General features: G+C 60.3%; 20 protein-coding genes. 14 read left to right on the forward strand and 6 right to left on the reverse strand.

Annotated elements, in window-relative coordinates; genetic code table 11:
* Positions 1–7: 7 nt before the first annotated feature.
* Positions 8–3196 carry a tetratricopeptide repeat protein gene (locus tag Enr8_RS05430; protein ID WP_146429566.1) on the reverse strand — a complete coding sequence of 1063 codons (3189 nt, stop codon included), beginning with the start codon at positions 3194–3196 and terminating at the stop codon, positions 8–10.
* A gap of 223 nt (positions 3197–3419) precedes the next feature.
* Here Enr8_RS05430 and Enr8_RS05435 point away from each other — a divergent pair, with 223 nt between their 5' ends.
* Positions 3420–4421 carry an NAD-dependent epimerase/dehydratase family protein gene (locus Enr8_RS05435; RefSeq protein ID WP_146429567.1) on the forward strand — a complete coding sequence of 334 codons (1002 nt, stop codon included), beginning with the start codon at positions 3420–3422 and terminating at the stop codon, positions 4419–4421.
* 16 nt (positions 4422–4437) lie between these two features.
* Positions 4438–4683, forward strand: coding sequence for a hypothetical protein (locus Enr8_RS05440; RefSeq protein WP_146429568.1), 246 nt, complete (start codon positions 4438–4440; stop codon positions 4681–4683).
* A 146-nt stretch (positions 4684–4829) separates the two neighbouring features.
* Here the strand turns inward: Enr8_RS05440 and waaF are convergent, their stop codons facing one another.
* From waaF to mdh, 4 genes are all read right to left on the reverse strand, one after another.
* A complete protein-coding gene (gene waaF / locus Enr8_RS05445; RefSeq protein WP_186767446.1) occupies positions 4830–5882 on the reverse strand; it encodes a lipopolysaccharide heptosyltransferase II in 1053 nt (350 codons plus the stop codon).
* A gap of 46 nt (positions 5883–5928) precedes the next feature.
* A complete protein-coding gene (gene rfaE2, locus Enr8_RS05450; RefSeq protein ID WP_146429570.1) occupies positions 5929–7431 on the reverse strand; it encodes a D-glycero-beta-D-manno-heptose 1-phosphate adenylyltransferase in 1503 nt (500 codons plus the stop codon).
* A gap of 429 nt (positions 7432–7860) precedes the next feature.
* Positions 7861–8592, reverse strand: a complete 732-nt coding sequence (locus Enr8_RS05455; protein WP_186767447.1) for an alpha/beta hydrolase — start codon at positions 8590–8592, stop codon at positions 7861–7863.
* Between the two features lie 231 nt (positions 8593–8823).
* Positions 8824–9771 carry a malate dehydrogenase gene (mdh, locus tag Enr8_RS05460; RefSeq protein WP_186767448.1) on the reverse strand — a complete coding sequence of 316 codons (948 nt, stop codon included), beginning with the start codon at positions 9769–9771 and terminating at the stop codon, positions 8824–8826.
* A gap of 213 nt (positions 9772–9984) precedes the next feature.
* Between mdh and Enr8_RS05465 the strand changes: the two genes are divergently transcribed.
* The 3 genes from Enr8_RS05465 to lpxK all read left to right on the forward strand — a co-directional run bounded on the left by Enr8_RS05465 (position 9985) and on the right by lpxK (position 13690).
* Positions 9985–11259, forward strand: a complete 1275-nt coding sequence (locus tag Enr8_RS05465) for an outer membrane protein assembly factor BamB family protein (RefSeq protein WP_146429572.1) — start codon at positions 9985–9987, stop codon at positions 11257–11259.
* Between the two features lie 115 nt (positions 11260–11374).
* Positions 11375–12475 (forward strand): isocitrate/isopropylmalate dehydrogenase family protein, encoded by a 1101-nt coding sequence (locus tag Enr8_RS05470; protein WP_146429573.1) that lies wholly within the window; start codon positions 11375–11377, stop codon positions 12473–12475.
* Positions 12476–12619: 144 nt separating this feature from the next.
* The gene (lpxK, locus tag Enr8_RS05475; protein WP_146429574.1) at positions 12620–13690 is read left to right on the forward strand and encodes a tetraacyldisaccharide 4'-kinase; all 1071 of its coding nucleotides are present in this window, start codon (positions 12620–12622) and stop codon (positions 13688–13690) included.
* Here the strand turns inward: lpxK and Enr8_RS05480 are convergent, their stop codons facing one another.
* Positions 13691–14356 (reverse strand): histidine phosphatase family protein, encoded by a 666-nt coding sequence (locus Enr8_RS05480; protein ID WP_146429575.1) that lies wholly within the window; start codon positions 14354–14356, stop codon positions 13691–13693. It lies immediately after the preceding gene.
* Between the two features lie 294 nt (positions 14357–14650).
* Here Enr8_RS05480 and Enr8_RS05485 point away from each other — a divergent pair, with 294 nt between their 5' ends.
* The 9 genes from Enr8_RS05485 (at position 14651) to Enr8_RS05525 (ending at position 24109) form a co-directional block, all read left to right on the forward strand.
* Positions 14651–17143 (forward strand): tetratricopeptide repeat protein, encoded by a 2493-nt coding sequence (locus Enr8_RS05485; protein WP_146429576.1) that lies wholly within the window; start codon positions 14651–14653, stop codon positions 17141–17143.
* A gap of 16 nt (positions 17144–17159) precedes the next feature.
* Positions 17160–17615 carry a hypothetical protein gene (locus Enr8_RS05490; RefSeq protein ID WP_146429577.1) on the forward strand — a complete coding sequence of 152 codons (456 nt, stop codon included), beginning with the start codon at positions 17160–17162 and terminating at the stop codon, positions 17613–17615.
* 2 nt (positions 17616–17617) lie between these two features.
* Positions 17618–18511, forward strand: a complete 894-nt coding sequence (locus Enr8_RS05495; RefSeq protein ID WP_146429578.1) for a sensor histidine kinase — start codon at positions 17618–17620, stop codon at positions 18509–18511.
* Complete coding sequence (locus Enr8_RS05500; protein WP_146429579.1) at positions 18508–19908, forward strand: sigma-54-dependent transcriptional regulator; 1401 nt, start codon at positions 18508–18510, stop codon at positions 19906–19908. Before Enr8_RS05495 ends, Enr8_RS05500 begins: the two co-directional genes overlap by 4 nt.
* 185 nt (positions 19909–20093) lie before the next feature.
* Positions 20094–20507, forward strand: coding sequence for a flagellar basal body rod protein FlgB (flgB, locus tag Enr8_RS05505; RefSeq protein WP_146429580.1), 414 nt, complete (start codon positions 20094–20096; stop codon positions 20505–20507).
* A gap of 14 nt (positions 20508–20521) precedes the next feature.
* Positions 20522–20944: a flagellar basal body rod protein FlgC gene (flgC, locus tag Enr8_RS05510; RefSeq protein ID WP_146429581.1), complete on the forward strand. Its 423-nt coding sequence runs from the start codon at positions 20522–20524 to the stop codon at positions 20942–20944.
* Positions 20945–20968: 24 nt separating this feature from the next.
* The gene (gene fliE, locus Enr8_RS05515) at positions 20969–21268 is read left to right on the forward strand and encodes a flagellar hook-basal body complex protein FliE (RefSeq protein WP_146429582.1); all 300 of its coding nucleotides are present in this window, start codon (positions 20969–20971) and stop codon (positions 21266–21268) included.
* A 40-nt stretch (positions 21269–21308) separates the two neighbouring features.
* Positions 21309–22949, forward strand: coding sequence for a hypothetical protein (locus Enr8_RS05520; protein ID WP_146429583.1), 1641 nt, complete (start codon positions 21309–21311; stop codon positions 22947–22949).
* A 14-nt stretch (positions 22950–22963) separates the two neighbouring features.
* On the forward strand, positions 22964–24109 hold the full coding sequence (locus Enr8_RS05525) for a FliG C-terminal domain-containing protein (protein WP_146429584.1): 1146 nt from the start codon (positions 22964–22966) through the stop codon (positions 24107–24109).
* The last annotated feature ends 8 nt before the right edge of the window (positions 24110–24117 follow it).

Consider the following 24117-nt stretch of genomic DNA (forward strand, 5'->3'; position numbering starts at 1 on the left):
CCTGCGTTTACAGTTTGTCGATCGCTTTCAGGCGACTGGCGGCCAGTTTCGCTTCGGCTGCTTGCGGATAGTCCGAAACGACCATGCCATAATATTTCGTCGCTTCCGAGATGTAATGAACGCGGGCAGCGCCGACTGCGTCGCGGATGCGGACTTCGTTGCAGCGTCCCAGTTCGTAGGCCGACTTCGCTTGCCACGGCTTCACTTCGTCGACCGAGCCGGCGCCGCCAAAGCCGAGGACGACTCGTTTGAACTGCGCTTCGGCCGCCGGGTAGTCCTTTTTCTCAAAGTACAACTCGCCCAGCATGAACCGAGCGCGAGCGCCAGTGCGACCGGGCGAAAGTTCGGCGGCGGCCGTAAATCGCTTGACCGCCTCGTCGACCTTCTTCTGATTGTAATTCGCCCAGCCGATTTCGTATTCGGCTTCTGCGGCGACCGGAGAATCGGGCGATTTGGTCAGTAACTCGGTCATCCAGCGGATCGATTCGTCCCATTTTTTCAGTTGGGCCGCCGATTGGCCGGCATGCAGGCGCCACAGGTCGCGCATGTCGTCGCTCGAGAGCTGATCGGCTTTCACCTGGCCATAGGCGCCGGCTGCGTCAGCGAACTTGTCTTGTTTGTACAGGCATTCGCCCCGCATGAAGCTGGCGTCGGCCGCTAACGGTCCGCTGGGGTACTTGTTGGTCTGCTCGGCGAACGCGGCCGAAGCGGCGGCGTAGTCTCCTTGCTGATAATTGGACCAGCCCAGCTTGTAGGCCGATTTTTCACCGACGTCTGCGGCCTGAGCGCCCGAGAGAGCGGCCGCGTACGCTTTCTTCGCAGCATCGTAGTCTTGGCGATTGTAGGCCGCTTCGCCAACATGGTAGTTCGCTTCGGCCGCCAGTGGGCTTTCCGGATGTGACTTTGCAAGCTCGGCAAAGGTCTCGGTTCCTTGGGCGTCGCTGCCCGAAGCTTTCAGCGACCAAGCGAGTTCGTACAGCACCTTGTCGTCGTTCTCGTACTTCGGGAACTCTTTCTTGAGGGCGGCGAACTGCGCGGCCGCGCCCGCTTGATCGTTGGCGCCGACCAGGCAAAGCCCCTTCAGGTAAAGGGCGTCGGCCTTGTCAGCGGCTTGCGGCGATTTCCTCAGATAGGCGTCGACATCGCCAGCGGCGCCGGCAAGGTCGCCTGCCAAGCGGCGAGCGACCGCCCGGGCATGCAGCGATTGCGGAGCAAGTTCGTGAGCGCCATGCTTGGTTAGCAGCGTCGAAAAAGCGTCAGTCGCTTCTTTGCCTTGTTGCTGCTGAATGTGCGACCAGCCAAGTCCATACAGCGCGTGGGGCGCCAGCGACGAACTGGCGAACTTGTCGGCGACTACCTGGTATTGGTGGGCGGCACGGGGATAGTCGCCGGCAGCGTAGTAGAACTCGCCAAGTCGGTAGGCGGCGTGATCGCCAAGCGAAGAGCTGGGAAACTGCTGCTGCATTTTCTGGATGGTCGCGATCGCCGAGGCGTCGTCTCCCTGCTGGTGTTGAGCCCGAGCGAGCAAGATCAGCGTTTCGTCGGCCTGACGCCAGTCGGGTTTCGCAGCAAGCGAAGCGGCGAGGCTTTGCTGAGCGACCGGAAATTGATTGAGGGCAAACTGGCTGGAACCGAGTAGGAAGTTGGCTTCCGCTTTCAGCGCCGCGTCGGCCTGCTTGCCGGCGATCGGAGCGAGCAGCGCGACGACGTCGTTATGCTTCTCTTGCAGTTGCAGAGCGAGCGCCAGTCGCAACTGCCATTTGCCTTGTTCGGGGCGATTGCCGCCGGCGGCGATCAGTTCGCGGAACATCCGCTCGGCGTCGTTACGCTTCTTTTCCTGCAGCGCCGCTTCGGCGGCGACGTACTTGGCGTCGAGCAACAACTCATGCTTCGGAAACTGATCGACGAAAGCTTTGGCGAGTCGCGACGCGGTGGCGAAGTCTTGCGTCTCCAAGGCGGCGAAGGCGCCGTTGTACAAGGCTTGGGGCGCCTGGGGATCTTTGGGGTGTTGCGTGACGATTTGTTGATAGAGCTTGACCGATTCGCCGCGGCGCTTCGGTTGATCGTACAAGGCGTCGGCTTGATCGATTAGCAGCGGAACCAACTGTGGGCTCCCTTTGGCGGCGGCCAGTTTGGACGCGGCCAGTTTCTCGGCATCTTGCGGCTTGCCGGTCTTTAGGTAGACGCGGCAGAGCCAATGGGCCGCTTCCAATCCGGCGTCGTCGGGCAGTTTCGCCGCGGCGCCGAGCAACTTGGCGGCCTGGTTCCAGTCTTCGGCGCGATAGTAACAGCGTCCGGCCAGCATCAACGCTTCGTCATGGTATTTCGATTTCGGATAGTCGCTGGCGAGCTTGGCGTAGGTAGCGCCGGCGGCGGCAAGCTGGTCTTGTTTGAGCTGGGCGAAAGCGAGCCGGTAGAGGGCGTGATCGATCAGCGGGAATTTTGGATCGGCCGTGACTGCGGTCAAAGTTTGCGTCGCCTTGGCGAAGTCGTTTTGGGTGAGCATCGTTTCGGCCTGACGCATGCGCACTTCGGCCGCCAGATCATGCTGCGGGAAGGCGGCGAGAAACTTGCCGTAAACGTCGGCCGCTTCGCCTGGCTTGTTCAGCTCTTCCAGCGTCACGCCCCACGCGTAGGCGGCGTCGGCGCGATAGGGACTATGCGTGAACTGTTCGACCAGCGCTTTGTACGGGCCAAGCGAACGCTGCTTTTGATCGCTGAGATAGAACGACTCGCCGGCGAAGTAGAGGGCCTGATCGGCGTTCTTCCCCTTGGGGTACTCTTTGTAAAGCTGCTCGAACGTTTTGGCGGCCCGGTCAAATTGTTTGGCGTCGCTCGTCTTGGCCCAACTGTAGTAGGTGGAGCCGAGATTGAGCAGCGCGTCTTCGCGGAGTTCGGTCTTGGGGTTGTTTTGCAGGATCGCGTAGAAGTTTTTCGCCGCGTCGGGGTACTTTTCGAGCTTCAGCTGACAAACCGCTAGGTTGTTGCGGGCCTTCTCGGCGAGCGGATCGTTCTCGTAGCGGGTCAGGAACTTGTTCCACTCTTCGGCGGCCAGCTGATACTCTTCCGCCTTTTGAAAGGCGACGGCGTCGGAGTAGATGATCGCTGCAGCGGGGGGCGTCTCTTGCCCCCAAGCGGCGCAGGCGAACAGCAGGAGCGACACGGCGAGCGGCAGAGTGAGATGGCGAATCGGCATTATCTGGCGCGGGTGGGGGTGAGGCTGGTTGGTTACTTATCCGCCGGAAGGGGGCGATTTGCTATTTACGTACCATTATTCCCGAAGGTGCGGATTATGCCAGCAGAAAACGGCGGCAACCCGATCAGGGCGACCCACTTAGGTTGTCGCTCGCTAGCGGTCGATTTAGGATGAACCGTTCGGGCGGATCGTTACGCTCTCTCTATCTTCTTCGGTGGTTCGAATGACGCACGCGCTTGTGACCGGCGGCGCCGGGTTTATCGGTTCTCATCTTTGCGAGGCGCTGGTTGCGCAAGGGCGGACCGTAACCGCCATCGATGACGAATCGACCGGCAATCGTCGGAATCTGGCGCATTTGGAAGGCGAAGAAAAATTTCGCTTCGTTTCTGGTACGGTCGCCGATCGCGATTTGATCAAGAGCCTGCTGACCGAGGCGAACGAAGTTTACCATCTGGCGGCGGCGGTTGGGGTGGCGCTGATCCAAGAAGAGCCGATCCAAACGATCGAACGCAATATTTACCCGACCGAACTGCTGCTGGCCGAAATCGCCGCGCTGCGCGACGCCGGGCAAGATCTGAAAATGTTTCTGGCCAGCACCAGCGAGGTGTATGGCAAAAACCCGAAGGCGACCTGGACCGAGGAAGACGATTTGGTCTTTGGCTCGACGACGCGACCGCGCTGGTCGTACGGCGCGTCGAAGGCGATTGATGAGTTTCTGGCGCTTGCCTATTGGCAACAGCGAAAGACGCCGACGGTGATCGGCCGCTTTTTTAATGTCGTGGGCCCCCGGCAGACTGGCGCCTACGGGATGGTGTTGCCGCGATTTGTGGAAGCGGCCCTGTCGGGCAAAGGCCCGACCGTTCACTCTGACGGCGGCCAGATCCGCTGCTTCGCCCATGTCAACGACGTCGTCAGTGCAGTGATCCAATTGGTCGACACGCCGGCAGCGGCTGGTCAGGTCTTTAACATCGGCAGCGATCGACCGGTGACGATTCTGGAATTGGCCCAGATGGTGATTGGTCAGATCGATCCGAGCCTGACGCCGACGTTCCAGGCCTATGAAGAGGCGTTTGGCAGTACCTTTGAAGATGTGATCCGCCGGGTGCCCGACCTGTCGAAGCTGCGGAAAACGATCGACTACCAGCCGAAGTATGACCTGGAAGCGATCATCGAAGACGTCACCGTCGCTAAGCGGGCCGAACTGGCCGCCCGGCAGTCGTCGTAACGAAGGAGCGAGCCCCATGTGGGAAAAACAGCCGAACGACGATCGATTTGACCTGAAGTTCGCCCAAGGCACGCCGCTGTATGATGCGGTGGCCGAGGTCGCGGCCCGCGTCGATCGTTCGTTGCCGTCGATGGAAGAACTGACGATGGGGGAGATCTACCACCTGGCCCTGCAGGAATATGGCGAGCAACTGCCGGAATTCTGGGTGCGCTGGGCCGAGTGGAACGAACCGGGGCAAATGGACTCGATGGGCGATCTGTAGGCCCCATTCTTCCCGTGGAGCGCTGATCGGCAGGCGTTCAATTATGGCTACCGCTAGAGCGGTTGGACGCTTCGGAGCCTGTACGGAGTTTCTGCTCGCCTTCCCTGGTTCGCGCTGCGGGCTGGTGCATGCGCAGTAGGCGATCTCTACGCCGCCGCTCGTTTCGCTTGGTTCAAATGATCTTGAACCGCTTGATAGACGCGAGCGACTGACAGCTTCTGCATGCAGTCGTGATGCCCCAGCGGACAAACGCGTTTGACGCACGGTCCGCAGTCGACCGGATGATTGAGCATCGTCTCGACCGGATTGTGACTGTCGCCCCAGCGAGGATCGGTTGGCCCAAACAACGCCACAGTTGGCGTTGCAAACGCCGCGGCAAAATGTTTGGGGCCGCTGTCGGTGGTAACTAGCACGTCGGCTTGATGCACGGCCGCTTTGGATAGGCCGATATTGAGCGTCTCGTCGGCCAAGCTGCAGGCGTTGGGATGATCGATCGCCTGCTCGATCTTGGCGACCGTTTCTCGCTCTTGCGGTCCGCAGATCAACAAGACCGCCACGCTGGGATCTTTGACCAGTTGTTCGGCCAGCGTGATGTAATGTTCGGCCGGCCAATGTTTGGCGGCGCCGTAAGCTCCGCCGGTGTTGAAGACGACCACCTTCTTGCCGAAGAAGTCGAACTTCTTCCAGATCTCGTCAACGCGGCGCTGCTCGGCCTGTGAGATCGCCAGAACCGGCTGCTGACCTTGGCTAGGGTAGCCGGCCATTTCGACCAGGTCGAGATAGTAGTCAACCGCCGAGATTGGCGCGTACTTGCCGTTAGGCATCTTGGGAGGCGTCAGCCGATCAGTCAGCAGCGGACTGCGCCAGCCGCGAGCATAGCCGATGCGACGTTTAGCCTTGCCGAAGTAGGGGAGGGCGGCGGTCCGCAATGAATTGGTAAACAAAATCGCCTGGTCGAAGCTCTCGGCCCGCAACTGTTTGACGACGCCCCAAAAGCGGCGGCGACGGTCCGAGGTCTTCTTGCTCCAGTAGATGCTGCGGTCGAGCAGATGCGTTCCTCGCAGCACGTCTTTGACGTACGGCTGCATCACGCCAACGATCTCGTCTCCTGGTTGCGATTGGGCGCGGATCGCTTTCAAGGCGGGCGTCGCCATCACGACGTCGCCAATCCAGTTCGGTAGCACGACGACGGTTTTCATCGGCATTCTCGCGAAAGGAGGAACTTGGAGCCTAGTGAGAACAACGTCACGCTGCGGCGCGGCGAGGAGGTTGAGCTTCGGCGACGCGACGGATAATGTCGGTCGTCGATTTGCCTTCAACGAGGTTGATCAACCGCACTTCGCCTCCGTAGGAGGTGACAAAGTCGTAGCCCACAATCGATTCCGCCTTGTAGTCGCCCCCCTTGGCTAACACATGGGGGCGAATTGCCTGAATGAGTTCGAGCGGCGTGTCTTGATCAAAGACCGCCACATAGTCGACGCACGACAATGCCGCCAGCATCGCCGCCCGTTCGGTTTGACCAATCACCGGTCGTTCGGGACCTTTTAGTCGTGCGACGCTCTGGTCGCTGTTGAGTCCGACGACCAGGATGTCTCCCATCCGCGACGCTTCGTTCAAGTTGGTGACATGCCCATAGTGGAGCAGGTCGAAGCAACCGTTGGTGAAGACGATCCGTTGTCCGCGCCGCCGCAGTTCGTCCGACTGGCGGGCGAGCTGATCGAGCGACATGATTTTGCGCGAGCCGGGCTGATGATGGGCGGTCAGTTCGGCTTCGATCTCGTCCAGCGGAATGACCGCGACGCCAATCTTTTCAACTTCTAGGCCAGCCGCGACGTTCGCCAGACGAACCGCCTCGGCACGCGACAAACCTGATCCGATCGCCGCGCCCAGCATCGCCAGCACCATGTCGCCGGCGCCGGTGATGTCATAAACGCTGCGGGCTTCGGTCGGGAAGAGAGTCGCGGCGCCTCCTTTTTCGACCAGCGCCATGCCGTCGCTATCAAGCGTGACGATGACCGATTCTAGCTGCAAAGCGGCGCACAGCTCTTGGCCGGCGGCGGCTGCGTCGTCGGGAGTGCGGATCTTACGTCCCGTGCAGGTTTCGGTCTCGATTCGGTTCGCCTTGATCAGATCAGCGCCGCGATAGCGACCAAAGTCGCGACCCTTCATCGGATCGACCAGCACCGGCACGCCGCGATCGTTGGCGTGGCGAATCAGCGTTTGCAAAATCGCCGGCGTGCAGACCCCTTTGGCGTAGTCGGAGATCAAGACGATGTCGCAGTCGTTCAGCGCGTTGACGACGCCGTACAGCAGCTGCTCTTCGATCTCGCCGGCGGCGGCGTCGGTCGTCTCGTGGTCGACTCGCAAGATTTGGCTGGGGTGGCGAGCGCCGGCGCGGCCGACGAAGCGTTCTTTCAGCGTGGTTGGTCGGGAGGAGTCAGTCAGGCAAAGCGAAGCGTCGACGCCAGCTTGCTCGAGCAAGTTCACCAGATCGGCTCCGGCGGCGTCAGCGCCGACGATGCCGGCCGCGACTACTTCGCACTCGAGTCCGCGGAGCATATTGCAAACATTCGCGGCGCCGCCGAGGCGCAGTTCATGACTGTCGGCGCGCAGCACGATGACCGGCGATTCCTGGCTGACGCGTTCGGCGTCGCCATAGGTATAGCGATCGAGAATCAGGTCCCCCAGGACCAACACTTTGGGACTGCGAAGCCGCTGAAATGCGGCCAGCAGAGACTCGTTGTTCATTGCGTCATCCTTGACGATGGTCTTTCTCGCGAGGGATTCTACCGCAAGAGGTAAAATCCACCTAGACGAATGCGAGCCCAGAAATAGTAGCCCGCAGCGCGAGCGAGGGAAATGCGTTCGGTCCCTTGCCATGATAGACATAATCGACGTGCGCATGGCGTTGTGCTAGCTTCCATTCAACGCGTGATCGACGACGTTCAATGGGAGGCGATTCAGAGCCTTCGCGTTTGACTTGCAACCGCATTTCCCTCGCTCGCCCGTCGGGCGACGATCGCCCTAGCAGTCCGTTGATTTTCTCGACGGACTGCGTGATCGCATGGATGCGATCCCAAAATAGCGACGTAAGTCGTTATTTTGCGAGCCGCGAAGAGCTACGCTCTGAGCCTGGCGAGGTTGAAAAATGCCACGATGGCATTTTTCAACAGGCAGCTAGCCGCCGGTCACCTTCTGCATCAACCAGCGATTCAGATCCTCGAACATGTCGGTCGAGAGTTCATCGCCACAGAGATACTGGTGCAGATCGATCTTCATCCCGGCCGTGTGCAGCAGACGCAAATCTTCGCACAGCTTCGACTCAGGATAGCGTTCGCTTTGCTGCAGATGGATCATCAGCATCGGCAGCGAGCGGGCTTCGCTCAGGCGAGCCAGCGGCGAGCAACCTTGCGGGAAGCCTCCGCCGATCGATGCGGCGCCGGCGAACAGCTCCGGGTTGCGCAGAGCGAGGCGAATCGCCATCGCTCCGCCGCCGAGATAGCCGGCCAAAAAGATCCGCTGCGGGTGAATGTTGTACCGCTTTTCAGCGACGCGAACGGTCTGCAGCACGCGAGCGGCTGCAACGTCGATGTCACGCTGCTTTTGATCCCAGCGGAACGTCATGCCGGCGGTCGCGCCGTCATGTCGCGGCGCCCGGGGCGCCGCGGCGACGTAGTTGCGGGTGCTGGTCAGCGGCATCACGCGACGAAGTTGTCGTTCGTTATCGCCGGGGCCGTGCAACCAGACGACGAGCGGATAGGCATAGCCGGGCTCGTAGTTCTGCGGAGTAAAAAATTCGATCGCGGTCCGGCGGGACTGCAGCCGATCGATTTTGAACTCGAGGATTTGTTGCGCGGCTTGCGTGGCGGCTCCGGGGAGCGGAGCCGGGAGTACGTCTTGGCGTTTCATAAGCATTTGGCGCCGGGCCGTGGGTCTTCGCGGGGGACTGGAGGGGGAGATTAATGACTCTCGGCAAATGACGCAATTGCAGCTACGCCATTTCCCTTTCGAGCCCCGCGGGAGTTGCAGCGCGTCAATTGCGCCGCTGGGGCTCGAATCGTTGTCCGTCCTCGCAACGGTCGATATTATTAGCAGCCCAGCGAGTTTGAAGCAATCTCGCTAGCGGCAAATAATTTTCCGTTAACCTTCTAAGAGCTTGGTCATAGCAGCGACCAATTCCTTTACGGCGTCCACGCTCTTCTGGAAGTCGGCCTTTTCCTGGTCGTCCAGGTCGAGCTCGACAATCTTCTCGACGCCGCCCGATCCCAAGATGACCGGCACGCCGACGTAGTAACCGCCCACGCCATATTCCTTGTCGCAGTAGGCGGCACACGGAATCAGACGCTTCTTGTCTTTGATGATCGCTTCGACCATCTGCGCGGTCGCGGCGGCCGGAGCGTAGTAGGCGCTGCCGGTTTTGAGCAGACCGACGATTTCGGCGCCACCCTTACGGGCGCGGTCGACGATCGCGTCGAGCTTGTCTTGGCTCAGCAGACGACGAATCGGAATGCCGCCAACCGACGTGCAGGTCGGCATCGGCACCATCGTGTCGCCGTGACCGCCCATCAACAGGGCCGAGACGTCTTCGACGCTGACGCCCAGTTCCATCGCCAGGAAGGTGCGGTAGCGGGCGGTGTCGAGCACGCCGGCTTGCCCCAGCACGCGTTCCGGCGGGAAGCCGGTCGTCTTCATCGCTTGCTGCACCATCGCGTCGAGCGGGTTGCTGACGACGATGATCACGCAGTTGGGGCTGTACTTGGCGACCTGCTCCGAGACCGACGAAACGATCTTGGCGTTGGTGGCCAACAGGTCGTCGCGGCTCATGCCCGGCTTGCGGGGCAGACCGGCGGTGATTACGACGACGTCGCTATCCTTGGTGTCGGCGTAGTCATTGGTGCCGACGACGGTGCTGTCGAAGCCCATGATCGGCGACGATTGCATCAGGTCGAGCGCTTTGCCCTTGGGCATGTCTTCGGTCTTAGGAATATCGAGCAATACGATGTCGCCCAGCTCGGCGGCCGCACACCAGTGAGCGGTCGTCGCTCCCACGTTTCCGGCGCCGATGATAGAGATTTTGGCTCGTCGCATGATCGTCTCTCCGTCTTGTCTCAGTTGGTCATAGATCTTCCTGGCGCCGACGCGCTCAGGATTAACTGGTGAATATCGGGGTCTGACGACAGAAGTCAAGTAGACTCCACTTTCGCCAGAGGCGCCGAAATCGGCTATACTCTCCCGAATCAAGCCAAGCGGCGCTCGCCGCTTTCCACCTTTGTCGCATACCTGCTCGCCGGAGTCGACCACATGATTCGCAATGCTCTCGTTTTCTGCGGAATCTGGATCCTCAGCGCCTTGCCGGCCCTGGCGGCCGCACCCACCAACTGGCCGCAGTTCCGCGGTCCGATGCAAGATGGAGACGCCCAAGGCGCCCAACTGCCGACCGAGTGGAGCGGCGAGAAGAACCTCGTCTGGAAGAAAGAGATGCCCGGCTTTGGGGCCTCCAGCCCCGTGGTCTTCGGCGATCGCCTCTACATTACTTACTACGACGGATACGGCCTCAGCGAAGAAGAGCCGGGCGAAAAGAAAGACCTGCGGCGTCACCTGATGTGCGTCAACAAGGACTCGGGCAAAGTCATCTGGGACCAGGCGAACGACGAAAACGTCGAGAAAGCGGCCGACTACAAAGGCTTTATCGCGCTCCATGGATTTACTTCCAGCACGCCGGTGGTCGACGAGACCGGCATCTATGTTTACTACGGCACCGGCGGCGCCGCTTGCTATTCGCACGAGGGGAAGCTGCAGTGGCAGAAGGTGCTGGGGGACAAGACGCACGCCTTTGGGACCGCCAACTCGCCGGTCCTGTATGAAGATTTGGTCATCAACAACGGTTTCGTCGAATGCGGGGCGATCGTCGCCTTGGACAAGAAGACAGGCCAAGAACGCTGGCGGTTTGACCAAGTTAACCGGGCCTGGAACACGCCCTGCCTAGTGGCGGTCGACGGCAAGCATGAGCTGGTCTTCAGCTCGGAAGGAACCATTCGAGCGCTTGATCCTGAGACCGGCAAAGAGCTTTGGTTCTGCAAGGGGATCGACGACTACATCTGCCCCAGCGTGATCGCCCATGATGGGATCGTCTACGCGATCGGCGCCCGTAAGAGCACCGCCGTCGCCATCAAGGCGGGGGGCAACGGCGACGTTTCGGAGACCCATCGCCTGTGGGAACAAGGGAAAGGCTCGAACGTCTCGTCCCCGGTCTACTATGAGGGAAACTTGTACTGGGCCAGCGAAGGGAAGGGAATCGTCTACTGCGCCGACGCCGAAACGGGCGAAATCAAATACGAAGAACGGCTCGAGCCGCGACCGGGCCGCATCTACGCCTCGCCGATTGTGGCGGACGGCAAGCTCTACTACGTCAGCCGGGATGCGGGCGCGTTCGTGCTGCCGGCCAAGCCCGAGTTCTCGCTCCTTTCCCACAACGAAATCGCGGGCGACGACAGCATTTTCAATGGCAGTCCGGCCGTCTCCGGCGATAAAATGTACTTGCGTAGCGACAAGAATTTGTACTGCATAGCAAAGTAATCAAGCGGGCCGAGCCCCCCCGGCACGGCCCAGTTTACGGGGAAGTGCCGCTGTGGTACTCTTCACCGTTTAAACGTGCATGTTTCGGCATCTTTTAGCGCAATAGGGTTGAATAATGGCATACGAAGTGACGCTCATCACCGGTGATGGTACCGGTCCCGAATTGGCCGAAGCCGCGCGAAAGTGCGTGGACGCGACCGGAGTCGAAATCAACTGGGACGAGCAAGAAGCGGGCGTCGACATCATGGAAAAGGTGGGCACGCCTCTTCCCGAGTCGGTCATGGAAAGCGTTCGTCGCACTCGCTGTGCGCTGAAAGCCCCGATCACCACGCCGGTCGGTACCGGTTTCCGCAGCATCAACGTCCACCTGCGACAAGAGCTGGGGCTGTTCGCGTGCATTCGCCCTTGCAAGTACTACCCGGGCGTTCGCAGCTACTTCAGCGAAGTCGGCGTCGATATCGTCATCGTCCGTGAAAACACGGAAGACCTGTACGCCGGCGTCGAGTTTGAAGCGGGCAAGCCCGAGACTTCCCAGCTGATCGACTTCATCAACAGTCTGCCGTCGGACAAGAAGATCAAGACTAAAGGGGAAGAAACCGGCGTCTCGATCAAACCGATGAGCGTCAGCGGCACGCAGCGAATCGTCCGTTGTGCGTTTGAATATGCCCGCAAGAATGGTCGCAAGAAGGTGACGGCCGTTCACAAGGCGAACATCATGAAGTACTCGGACGGTCTCTACCTGAAGACCGCGACCGAAGTGGCTCAAGAGTTCCCCGACATCGAATTCGAAGAACGAATCGTCGACAATATGTGCATGCAGCTGGTCCAAAAGCCGGAACTGTATGACGTGTTGGTCCTGCCGAACCTGTACGGCGACATCGTCAGCGACCTGGGCGCTGGTTTAGTTGGCGGACTGGGCATGGCGCCGGGCGAAAACCTCGGTCCCGACGGAGCGGTCTTCGAAGCGACCCACGGTTCGGCGCCGAAGTACAAAGGGCTGAACAAGGTCAACCCGACCGCGCTGATCCTTTCCGGCATGCTGATGCTTCGCCACCTGGGCGAAATGGACGCCGCCGATCGTCTGGAGAAAGCGGTCGCCGCCGTGATCCAAGAAGGCAAGGACGTCACGTACGACCTGAAGCCGAACCGCGACGACCCCAGCGCCGTCGGCACCCAGGAAATGGCCGCCGCCATTTGCGCGAAGCTAGGCGGCTAGTCGCGAAAGCGATCAAGGCTCATCATAAAGGGACCGTCTCCAGTGAGACGGTCCTTTTTTTGTTGCAGTAGCTCCTGGGTAGGGTGCGTCTAGACGCACCGTAATTCGGTCGCGCTCCCCAGTCTGAAAACAGAGGCAATCAACTTGCTTACCGCGGAAGAATTCAAGGACTACGCCAGCGGGCGGCGGAAAGGTATTGGGGGGCTGATCATGCGGGGCATGATGTTGGCCGCCTCAAAGCTGTATGGCGTGGGCGTGCGGATGCGCAATCGGCAGTACGATCGCGGCTCGAAGCCGATCGAAGAGGCGGGCGTACCGGTCGTCAGCATCGGCAATATCACGCTGGGCGGGACCGGCAAGACGCCGACCGCCGCCTGGCTGGCCCGGTGGTTTCGTCGCCAGGACGTTCGCGTTACTTTGATCAGCCGCGGTTATGGCGCTGAGCGAGGAGAACTAAACGATGAGGCCCGCGAGCTGGACGATCTGCTGCCGGACGTGCCGCATCTGCAAAACCCCGATCGGGTTGCGGCGGCGAAGGTGGCGGTCGAAGAGCTAGCCGCCCAGGTGTTGCTGTTGGATGACGCGTTTCAGCATCGCCGGATCGCCCGGACCCTGGACGTTGTGTTGATCGACGCGACCGAGCCGTTTGGTTATGGCTATCTTTTTCCGCGGGGGATGCTGCGAGAACCGCTGGAAGGACTGGCGCGGGCCGATGTGTTGGCGCTGACCCGGGCCGACGCGGTCTCGGCCGAAGAACGACAGCGGATTCATAACGAGGCGCGGCAGAATAACAATAATGCGATCTGGATCGAAATGATTCATCGCCCCGCCCATTTGCGGAATGCGGATGGCGAAACGCTTCCGCTGGATCAACTGCAAGGGAAGCGAGTTGCGGCGTTTTGCGGAATCGGCAATCCGGCCGGATTCCGGCACACGATCAGCAGCTGTGGCGCCAATTTGGTCGACCTGAAGCCATTTCCGGATCATCACATCTACAAAAGCGCCGACATCGCGGCGCTTGAGAAGTGGGCCGCCGAGCAGCGGATCGATTACGTCCTATGCACCCATAAAGACCTGGTGAAGGTGGGGGTGAACCAGTTGGGCCAAACCCCGTTGGCGGCGATTGTGATCGAAGCGGACGTGACGGTGGGCTTGCCAGAGCTGGAAGAGCGACTGGCAAAATTAGTCGCCGAGATCCCGCCTGACGCTTTCTGACTAATACGACTCGCCGGTATGCGTGCGGGGCGTTTCCGACGTCAGGTGGAAGATCGAGTTGGTCGAGATTAGCCGCGTCTTGCCGCCGCGGAGTCGGACCAGCGTAATGCCGCAGTTGTCATGATGGACATGGCCGACGTTATCCAGCGGCAGTTCGAGCAGATAGGCGATCATCGAGCGGATCACCACATTGTGGGCCACCACGGCGACATGTTGCTGAGGATGGGCACCGAAGATCCGCATCAGCTCGGGCACGACGCGGTCTTGGACCTGCTTTAGGTTTTCCCCCTCGGGATAGCCATGCTCGGCGGCACTGGTGTGGTGCAGGCGATACGCCTCGGGATCGTTCGCTTCGATCCAGCCCCAGTCTTTTCCTTCCCAGCGGCCAACATCGACTTCTTGGAGCAAGTCCGACGTCTGGATCGTCAGCTCGCGCACGGCGGCGATTTTTTCGGCCGTCTGCATCGCCCGCAGCAGCGGACTGCTGTAGATCGCTGCTAGCGGCGTCCGTGTCAGAAACTTCGCCGTCTCTTCCGCCTGTTGCAGACCGATGTCGACCAGCGGCCCATTGATGCCGTTGCCCTGCAAGACGGGGGGCCGGCTAATGTTGTTGGCGGTCGCTCCGTGACGGATCAGGTACATCCAGGTCGTGATTTTTTCAGGCATCGGCGATCTAGGCGGATAGCGGAAAGAAAAAGAAGTGCTGGCGCCGCTATCTTACTTTTTCGCCGCCAGGTCGAGAACCGCCGACAACCGAGCGATCGCCAAGCGTGGGGGGACGGAAACGTCTTGACGGCAATCGCGGTGTTGAGGTATTTATGCCTCCCGCGAAATGCGCGAGCCTGCGCACTTTGCTGCGCCAAGACGAAGAGAAGCCGGATCTAACGACCCACTTCTAGCATCGGCACGGATGCCGAAGCCGCTTGAGCCAAAACCTGAAAAAGTCAATTTCCTCCACCGATGGCCGACGAAGTCAAGGAAGATATCGCGCCGGAAGCTGAGGCCGCCCCGAAAAAGGGCTGGCTCAGTTCGCGGATGCGCGTCGTGATCGTCGGCCTCCTGCTGTCGTCCGCCTTGGGGGGCGTCGCCTTCGTGCTGATGCCGAAGTCGAGCGTCAGCCCGGTGACGATCTATACGGCCCTCGAAAAGTTGGAAGAGGGAGACTACGCCGCCGCCCGGGGAATCGCCGAATCGTTCGTCGGCAATTACCAACTGCCGGAGCCGGAACAAGCGATTCCGCCCTATGTGTTGGGGGCGATCGCCTATCACGATTCGGATCAATTCTGGAGCGAGCAAGACAAGCAGCGGATCTTCATGATCGCCGCTCGCTATCTGCGCCAGTCGGCCGATCTCGGCTATCCCGAAGGGTACGCAACCGAAGGCAACTACATGCTCGGCCGCAGCCTGGTCTTGAGCAAGCAATACGGCAAAAGCATTCCGGTCTTGCTCAAAACGTACGAAGCGGCGCCCCAATATCGTCGCGAGATCGAAGACATGCTGGCCAGCGCCTACCTGGCCGACGCCGCTTCTAGCGACAAGCAACTGACCGACGCATTGACCTGGGCCGACAAGTACCTGGAAGTCAAGCTGCTGACGCCGCAACAGCGCGACTCGGCGATGTTGCGGCGGGCCAAGATCTTGCTCCGTCTGGGACGCCTGGATGATGCGGTCGCCGCGGTCGACGAAATTGCCAAGACCTCACCGGTCTACGTCGATTCGTTGATTGTTCGCGGCGAAGTCGAACTGGCCCGGGCCAAACAACAAAGTCCCAAACGCGAAGAAGAGCTGAATACGGCGATCGACTTGCTGCGGCAAGCGGCCGACAATCAGTTGGTCGGCACCGATTCGACCCGGGCTTCTTCGTATCTGCTGGCGGTCGCTCTCGATGAAGCAGGCGAAAAGCCGGCCGCCCTGAGTCAGGCGACCCGCACTCGCAAGATCTACTTCCGTACGCCGGAAGGAATCGCCGCCGGCGTGTTGGAAGGGCGTTTGTTGCGAGAAGTAGAGCGCTATGACGAAGCGGTCGACGTTTATCGCCGGACCCTGCAAGACGCGGCGCTGGAGCCGGAATTCCGCAACCCATACCTCACAATCGAACAGCTCCGCATCAAGGTGACCGCGGCGATCGAGCAGTTCCTCGATAAGAAGCAGTTCCAGAATGCGGTGGAAGTCGCACAAGCCTTGACGCCCCTCTTTCCTCTTGACCAAGCGCAGCAGACCGAGGGAGACATCCTGGTCCGCTGGGGCGACGCCATCATGAAAGAGGCCCAGGTTGCGAAACTGGCCGAGGCGGAAGCGCTCCGCAAGGAAGCCCGCGAACGCTTCCGTAGCGCCGGTCGCGTCTATGAGAAGCTGGCCGCCGAGCGTTTCTCGTCGCGGAGCTATACCGAAGAGCTGTGGAAGAGTGCGACCGCTTACTTCGACGGGCAAGACTTCACCAAGTCGATCGAAATGCTCGACATGTACAGCCATTACGAAGATCGCTCGCGTCAGCCGCGGTCATTGGTGGCGAAGGCCCGGGCGTTGATCGCCTTGGACCGCGCCGACGAAGCGCTCGATCTGCTGCACGAATGTTTGGACTTTTATCCCCGCGATCCGGTTACCTACGACGCTCGCTTGCTGGCGTCGGAAGCCTACCTGGAAGTGGGCGACCTGACGCTGGCCGAAGAGATGCTGCAAGCCAATTTGAACGACGGCCGGCTCGAGCCGCAGTCGACCGAATGGCGAAATTCGCTGTTCGCCTTGGGCCGCGTGTTGCACTTGGAAGGGGAAATGTTCGAGGCGCAGGCTCGCGTCGCTGGGATTCTGGAAGATCCGGAAGCGGTGCCGCGAGAAGCGTTTGAGCTGCTCGAAAAGAGCAACAGCTCGTATCTGCTGGCGATCAAGAACCTGAAGATGGCGGTTCGCCGTTATCCGAATGATCCGCAGTCGGTAATGGCCCGCTACCTGGCGGCCGAGTGTCATCGTCGCTCGTCGATGCTGCCGCGCAAGCGATTCCGCCTGGTCGATATCGAGACGCAGCGGGTCCGCTTCGACAAAGAAGTGAAAGACAACCTGGAAGCGGCTTTGGAGATCTATGCGTCGCTGGTCGACGAGTTGACCGAAGAGTTTGAGACCCGCGGCGAATTGCACCCGGTGCATGCCGACATCTTGCGCAACAGCTATTACGCCCAAGGGGCCGCCTACTATGATCTGCAGCAGTTTCCGCAAGCGATTGAAGCGTATTCGACCGCCTCGAACCGCTATCAGAACGATCCGATCGCCTTAGAAGCGTTTTCGCAAATCGCCAGTTGCTATCGCTTGATGGGGCAACCGATCGAAGCGAAGGGAACGCTGGAACAGGCGAAGATCGTGTTGGATCGTTTGCCCGCAGACGCCGACTACTCCGAGACCTCACACAGCTCGGCCGACGATTGGCGGAACTTCATCGATTGGCTTATTTCCACCCTTTAAGAGAAACGTCGTCGCTATGCACGCTTACGCCGAAACGGACGAACTCGCACAACTGATCGGGCAAAAGCACGATCTGCTGTCGAAGTTGCATCTGTTGTCGCGACGCCAATTGCAGTTGTCGGGACACAGCGACCACATCACCGACCTGATGCGAGTCGTCGCGGCCAAGCAGACGTTGATCGAGAACCTATTGGACGTCGATCGGAAGCTGGATCCGCATCGCCAATGCGATCCCGAGCGGCGTCAGTGGCGTTCGCCGATGGATCGTCATCGCTGCAGCGAAGCGACCCGCGATTGCCAGGCAATGCTGGAAGACTTGAAGCAGATGGAAAACGAAGCGGAAGAGCGCGTTCGCGCTAATCGAGACGAGATTTCCCGAAGTTTGCAAACAAACCAGGGATCCAACGTGGCGCTTGACGGCTATACGTCGGCGTCGGGGACGACACATCGCATTGACTTTACGGCAGGTTAACCATGGCAATGCCCGCACAACGAAATCGACTGCAGGACACGGCGACGGCGGATCAAGTGATTTCCGATGCGTTTGCGTCGGATGGCGCGATTGACGTCGATCGCTTGCTATCGGCCTGGGATACCGCGACGACTCGCTTACAGGAAACGCACGAAGCGCTCCGCCGCGAAGTCGCCCGCCTGTCGGACGAACTGGAAATTAAGAATCGCGAACTGGCCCGCAAGAATCGTCTGGCTGATTTGGGGCAGATGGCTTCGCACGTCGCCCATGAGGTTCGCAACAGCCTGATGCCGCTCACCATGTACGTCAGCATGCTGAAGCGTCAGTCCGATTTCGGACCCAACAGCGCCAAGATTGGTCAGAAAATCGAGAACGGCCTGACCGCCCTCGATTCGACCGTCAACGACCTGCTGCATTTCACCTCGGATCGTCAGCCGCAATGGAGCGGCTTTCCGCTGGCGTCGCTGCTGGACGAAGTTTGCGACACGCTGGCGCCGCAATGCGAAGCGCAGCGTGTGAAAGTGGCGATCGACGTCGATTCGCAGCTTACCGTACGTGCTGATCGTGGAATGGTTCGCCGCGCCGTGTTGAATCTCGCTTTGAATGCCCTCGACGTCATGAACGAAGGGGGCCGCTTGCTGCTGACCGCCTGCGTCGGCCGCTCAGGCGTCGAGATCGAATGTGCCGACTCGGGACCGGGCTTCCGACCGGAAGTCGCCTTGCGGGCCTTCGATCCCTTCTTCACCACCAAAAACACGGGCACCGGACTTGGCCTGGCGATCGTCCAGCGAGTGGCGGAAGCCCACGGCGGTCAAGCGATCGCCATGAATTGTCCAGAAGGAGGCGCGGCGGTGACGCTGGTGCTTCCGCAACCTCGAATGGAGGCCGCCGCATGAGTATCGTAGAAGCTCCTACCGCAACCGGAAACGTGCTGGTTGTTGATGACAACGCTCGCGCTCGACAATCGATTGTCGACGTGCTGGAGATGTTGGGACATCGCGGCTCGGCTTGTTCCGGCGGACACGAGGCGCTGCAGCGTATGGACGCCGGCGAGTTTGACGCCGTCGTGACCGACCTGCAAATGCCCGGCATGGACGGCTTAGAACTGGTCCAACAGATCCGTCGCCGCGACGCCCACATTCCAATCGTGATGGTCACCGCCCATGGCAGCGTTTCGACCGCCGTCGAGGCGATGCGATTTGGCGCCGCCGACTATTTGGAAAAGCCGCTCAACGCCGATCGCCTGGAAGCGGTCATTAACCGCGTGCTGGAAAACGCCGCCAGCGGCGATCGCGCCACAGTTACGGCCCCAGACGATGACAGCGAAGTGGCGATGATCGGTGACAGCCGCGCGATGGAAATCGTGCGTCAGCGGATCGCCCAAGTCGCGCCGACCGACGAAACGGTGTTGATCATCGGCGAAAGCGGCGTCGGCAAAGAGCTGGTCGCCCGCACGATTCACCAGTGGAGCCGCCGCGCCGGTCGGGCCTTGATCAGCCTGAACTGCCCGGTCCTGTCGGCTCACTTGATGGAAAGCGAACTGTTTGGCCATACCCGCGGCGCCTTTACCAGCGCCGATTCTTCCCGCGTCGGACGGTTTGAGCTGGCCGAACAGGGGACCATCCTGCTCGACGAAATCAGCGAGATCGACTTGTCGCTGCAGGCCAAGCTGCTGCGAGTGCTGCAGGAACGTTGCTACGAACGGGTCGGCTCGAGTGAAACGGTGGACGCCGACGTTCGCGTGCTGGCCACCACCAACCGCGACTTGCCAGGCGAGGTTTCGGCCGGGCGTTTTCGCCGCGACTTGTACTATCGCCTAGCGGTGGTGCCGATCGAACTGCCGCCGCTCCGCCAGCGCCGCGACGACATCCCGTTGTTGGTCAACCACTTTTTGCAGCAGACCGCGGTTCGTTTGGAACGGCCGATGTGCGACGTTCAGCCGGCGGCGCTCGACTTGCTCGTGCGTCACGATTGGCCGGGCAACGTGCGGGAGCTCGAAAACATCGTGACCCGGTCCTGCGTTTTGGCGACCGATGGTCAGGTTACCGCCAACGCGCTCTCCGCCTGGTTGCATGGCGAAGCGAGCGAAGAAGCCAGCGACTCTGTCGAAGCGCCGGTGGGCGTCAAGCTAGATGAGATGGAACGTCGGTTGATTTCGGCGACGCTCGAACATTATGACGGCCATCGCGAGAAGACGGCGGCGGCGCTGGGGATCAGTCCTCGCACATTGTCGAATAAACTTCGCAGTTACGGCCTGGCGCCGCGGGCGAAAACCTTCGCTCGGGCGATCTGAGGAAACTGGATCATGCGTAAATCGATCGGCAAAATTTTCCGAATGCAAGCAGCACGATTTGCTGCGGCGCCGCTTCGCTGCGGCTCGCACGTCGCGCGACGTCGTATTCAAATTGCCGAGCTTACCGTGATCAACGTAGGGTACGCCTTTTGCATGAAGTCCCTTCGCCTGGAAGGAGCCGAGCAATGAGCGGTTCGATTTTTAACGCCAGTACGATTCCGGTGCTCGAGCAAGTATTGAACTTCTCGCAGTCCCGACACAATCTGCTAGCGGGAAATATCGCGAACCTCGACACGCCTGGATACAAGGTGCGCGACCTGAACCTGAATCAGTTTCAGTCGAAGTTGCGTGAGGCGATCGAGGAGAAGAACAAACCGAACGAGCCGCTCTCTCCTGGTCTGATCGCGACCCGCGATTCGGATCCCATGCGAAGCGTGAAAGAGTCGATCCCCGGCATTTTGTTTCACGACGAAAGCAACGTCGGCATCGAACAGCAAGTCATGGAAATGACCAAGAACCAAATCATGCACAACATGGCGATTTCGTTGATGGAACAGCAGATGCGGTTGTTACAGACGGCAATTAGCGAACGCGTATAACCAGGAGAGTAAACATGAACGGCGCTCTCGATATTAGTTCCAGTGCGATGGTGGCGCAGCGAGTCCGCTTGAACGCGGTGACCAGCAACATTGCGAACATGTCGTCGCTTCGCGATGAGAACGGCGATATCGCTCCTTACCAGGCTCGACACGTGATCTTTGAAACCGACAGCTCGATCCACGCTCCCGGCGGCGCCTCCGGCGTGCGAGTTTCGTCGATCGAAGAAGATCAGGTCGAACCGCTGTACCGCTATCAGCCGACGCATCCGTTGGCGATTACCGAAGGCAAATACAAAGGCTACGTGGCCTACCCCCGGGTCAACATGGTCGAACAGATGGTCGATGCCCTCGAAGCTTCCCGCGCTTATGAGGCGAACATCGGCGTCGTCGAGATCTCGAAGAATCTCGCCGCCCAATCGCTCCGGATTTTGGCTTAGGGGAAGCCAGGGAGTTAACGACCCATGAAACCGATTCACAACGTTCAGCCGCAGACGATCCTGCCGAGTCAGTTGACCCGGCCGGCCGGAACGGCGCAGTCGCACGAATCGTTCGCCAACCTGTTTTTGGAAGGCTTTTCGCGCGTCAACGAAATGCAGCAACATGCGGACCGTGCAGTCGAGCAGTTGCAGACCGGCGGCGACGTCAATCCGTCGGAAGTGTTGATCGCCGTCCAGAAAGCGGACGTCGAATTCAAGCTGATGATGCAGGTGCGCAACAAGATGTTGCAAGCCTACCAAGAGATCAAAGACATTCGAATTTAGCGCCCAGACGAACTCCCACTAGTAGCATTGAGGTCCACGGATGGACTTTTTGAACAAAGCGTTTGAGCAGATCAAGGACCTGTTCTTCTCGATGACGCCGGGCTCCCGGATTATCGCAGGTCTGCTGATCGTGGTAATCGTGGCGAGCTTTGCGTTCCTGTTCCAGGGAAGCGTGTTCGAGCACGATACGGCGCTATTGTCGGGCGCTCCGATCGATCCCGCCGATCAAAAAGCGGTGCTGGCCGCGTTCGCCGCCGAAGGGCTGGACGACTACAAGGTTGAAGGGAGCCAGATCTTCATTCCCCGCGGCAAGCGCGCCGAATACGTCGCCTCGATCGTCAAGCACAACGCGATCCCGCCCGAGTTTCATCAAAGCATGGAAGACGCGGTCGAGGCCGCCAACCCGTTCGAGTCGGAACAGCATCGGTCGGATCGCCAGAAAGTGGCGAAGGAAAAAGACCTGGCCCTGGTGCTGCGGAAGATGCGGGGGATCGAGTTCGCCTCGGTTCACTACGATGTCGAAGATAAGGGGGGGTTCCCTCGCCGCAAGGTTTACACCGCGTCAGTGGTGGTGCGTCCTCTGGGTAGCGAGCAGATCGACCAGTCGCTGGTTCGCAGCATTCGCAACTACGTCTCCTACTCGATCGCGGGGCTCTCGCCGGAACATGTGTCGGTTACCGATCTGAACTCGCGCCGCACCTTCTCGGGCGATATCGAAAACCCGGCCGAAGACGCCTACGCCGCTCGCAAGCAGTTCTTCGAGTCGGCCTGGCAAGACAAGATCGCCGCCGCCCTCAATTACATCGACGGCGTCAACGTAACGGTTAACGTTGAACTTGATCGCAAGATGAATCAAAGGGAAGAACGCCTAGAGCATGGGGCTCGCCCAATCGCCTTGCTGACGTCGGCCGAAAAGCGGACCGAAATGAACAAGGTGCCGCGCGAAGGAGGACGTCCTGGTCTGGCCGCGCAAGCGCCCAACCAGCAAGCCGAACTGACGACCGCCCCGGCCCGCGAATCGTCGATGGAAGAAAGCCGCGAAGAGACCGCTTCGGTCACCGATAAGACGCTGATGCTGAGCGAAACCGCGTCGTTGACGCCGCAGCAAGTCCGCGTCGTGGTGACCGTTCCGCAAGACTACTACGAGAACATCTGGCACAAGCAAAACCCGCCTGCCGCAGGCGCCCCGCCTAATAAGCCGGATGCCGGCGTGGTCAAGAAGATTGAAGAAGACGTCAAGAAGTCGATCGAGTCGCAGGTGGTGACCCTGTTGCCGCCGCAACCGCCGGGAGACGATCCTTATCCGCAAGTCCACGTCACCTCGGTGACGCGAACCGACGTCGCCACGATGCCCGAACCGGCGCTGGCCGATACGGCGCTCGTATGGCTTGGCGCCAATTGGCAAACGGTGGCGATGATCGGCGTTGGCCTGTTCGCTTTGTTGATGCTTCGCAGCATGGTCAACAGCCAGCCGGACGAACCGGCGATGGACCAGGGCATTCGCTTGTCGGCGCCGCCGCAGATGGAGGAAGACGAAGAGGAGACCGACATTTCCGGCATGCTGAAAAAGCGGTTCACCAAGAACAGCCCGAACTTGAAAGACGAGCTGATTGAGATGGTCCGGGAAGATCCGGACACCGCCGCGGGGATTTTGAAAAACTGGATTAACGCGGCTAGCTAAGAGGGGGAAACGCCATGACGACCAAACTTGATCAACAGATGATTCGGAAGGCGGCGATCGTCGTCGCCGAACTCGACCCAGACGCCGCCGACGTATTGCTCGACGGATTTCCGGACGAGATTGCGCAACAGGTGCGGTACGAGTCGATGTTTGTCGACGAGATTCCGGCCGAAGAAAAAGCGGAAGTGCTGGCCGAGTTCATGCAGCGGCGCACTGGTTCGGCGCCCGCCCCCGAACCTGCCTCCGGCGACGAGTTGGTCCTGAGCTCGCCTCCGCATCCGGGATCGCCGCGCCTTCGCAAACCAGCTGTTGAGCCGCAGCCGGCCGCTCCGGTACCGCCGCCATTTCACTTTTTGAACGACGCGCCCCCCGAGATGCTGGCCCCGTTTTTTGAACAAGAGAGCCCCCAGATCATCGCAGTCGTTTTGTCGCATCTGGAGCCGACCCGGGCCTCCGCCATTTTGCGAGAGCTGCCGGTCGACTTGCAAGCGACCGTCATTCAGCGGCTGGTCGACCTGGGACATACCGATCCAGAAACGCTCCGCGCGATTGAATCACGGTTGCAGACGATCGTCCAGGATCAACTGCAGGCGATGTCGAGCCGCCGGATCGGTTTGTCGGCCGCCAAGGCGATCTTGGCCGCTTCCGACTCCGCCAACAGCGCCGAAGTCTTGAAAGCGCTAAAGTCGCGCAGCGCTTCGATGGCCAAACGTTTGGGTGTCGACATTCAGCCAGAACCGGCGCCTATCGAGCCGCCGGCGCCGAGTCTTGATCAGGTTTACGTCCCGGCTCAGCCGCAGCCCGCGAGCATGGAACTGGGCGCCAAGCCGGCGCCTGCCGAAGCGCAAGCCCCGCCAGAGCCATGCGTGCCGCTGGCCGAGTTCGTCAAGTTTGATGACGCGCTGCTGGGCCAAGTGTTGGCCGATACCGAACCGCAAACGGTGCTCTTGGCTTTGGCTGGCGCATCCAACGCCGTCACGCAGCGGTTTTATCGCGGACTGGCGAAGCGGGAAATCAACGACCTGCAGCGAAGGATTCGCGATTTGCAACCGGTATTGGTCCGTGACATTGATGCGGCGCAGAAGAAGTTGGGCGTCACCGCGGCCCGCGTGATTGCGCAAGGTCAGCAGGGCGGTTCTCGTTTGTCGGCATCGGCGTAGGAAGGTCA

The organism is Blastopirellula retiformator (assembly GCF_007859755.1).
GTDB classification, from domain to species: Bacteria; Planctomycetota; Planctomycetia; order Pirellulales; family Pirellulaceae; genus Blastopirellula; species Blastopirellula retiformator.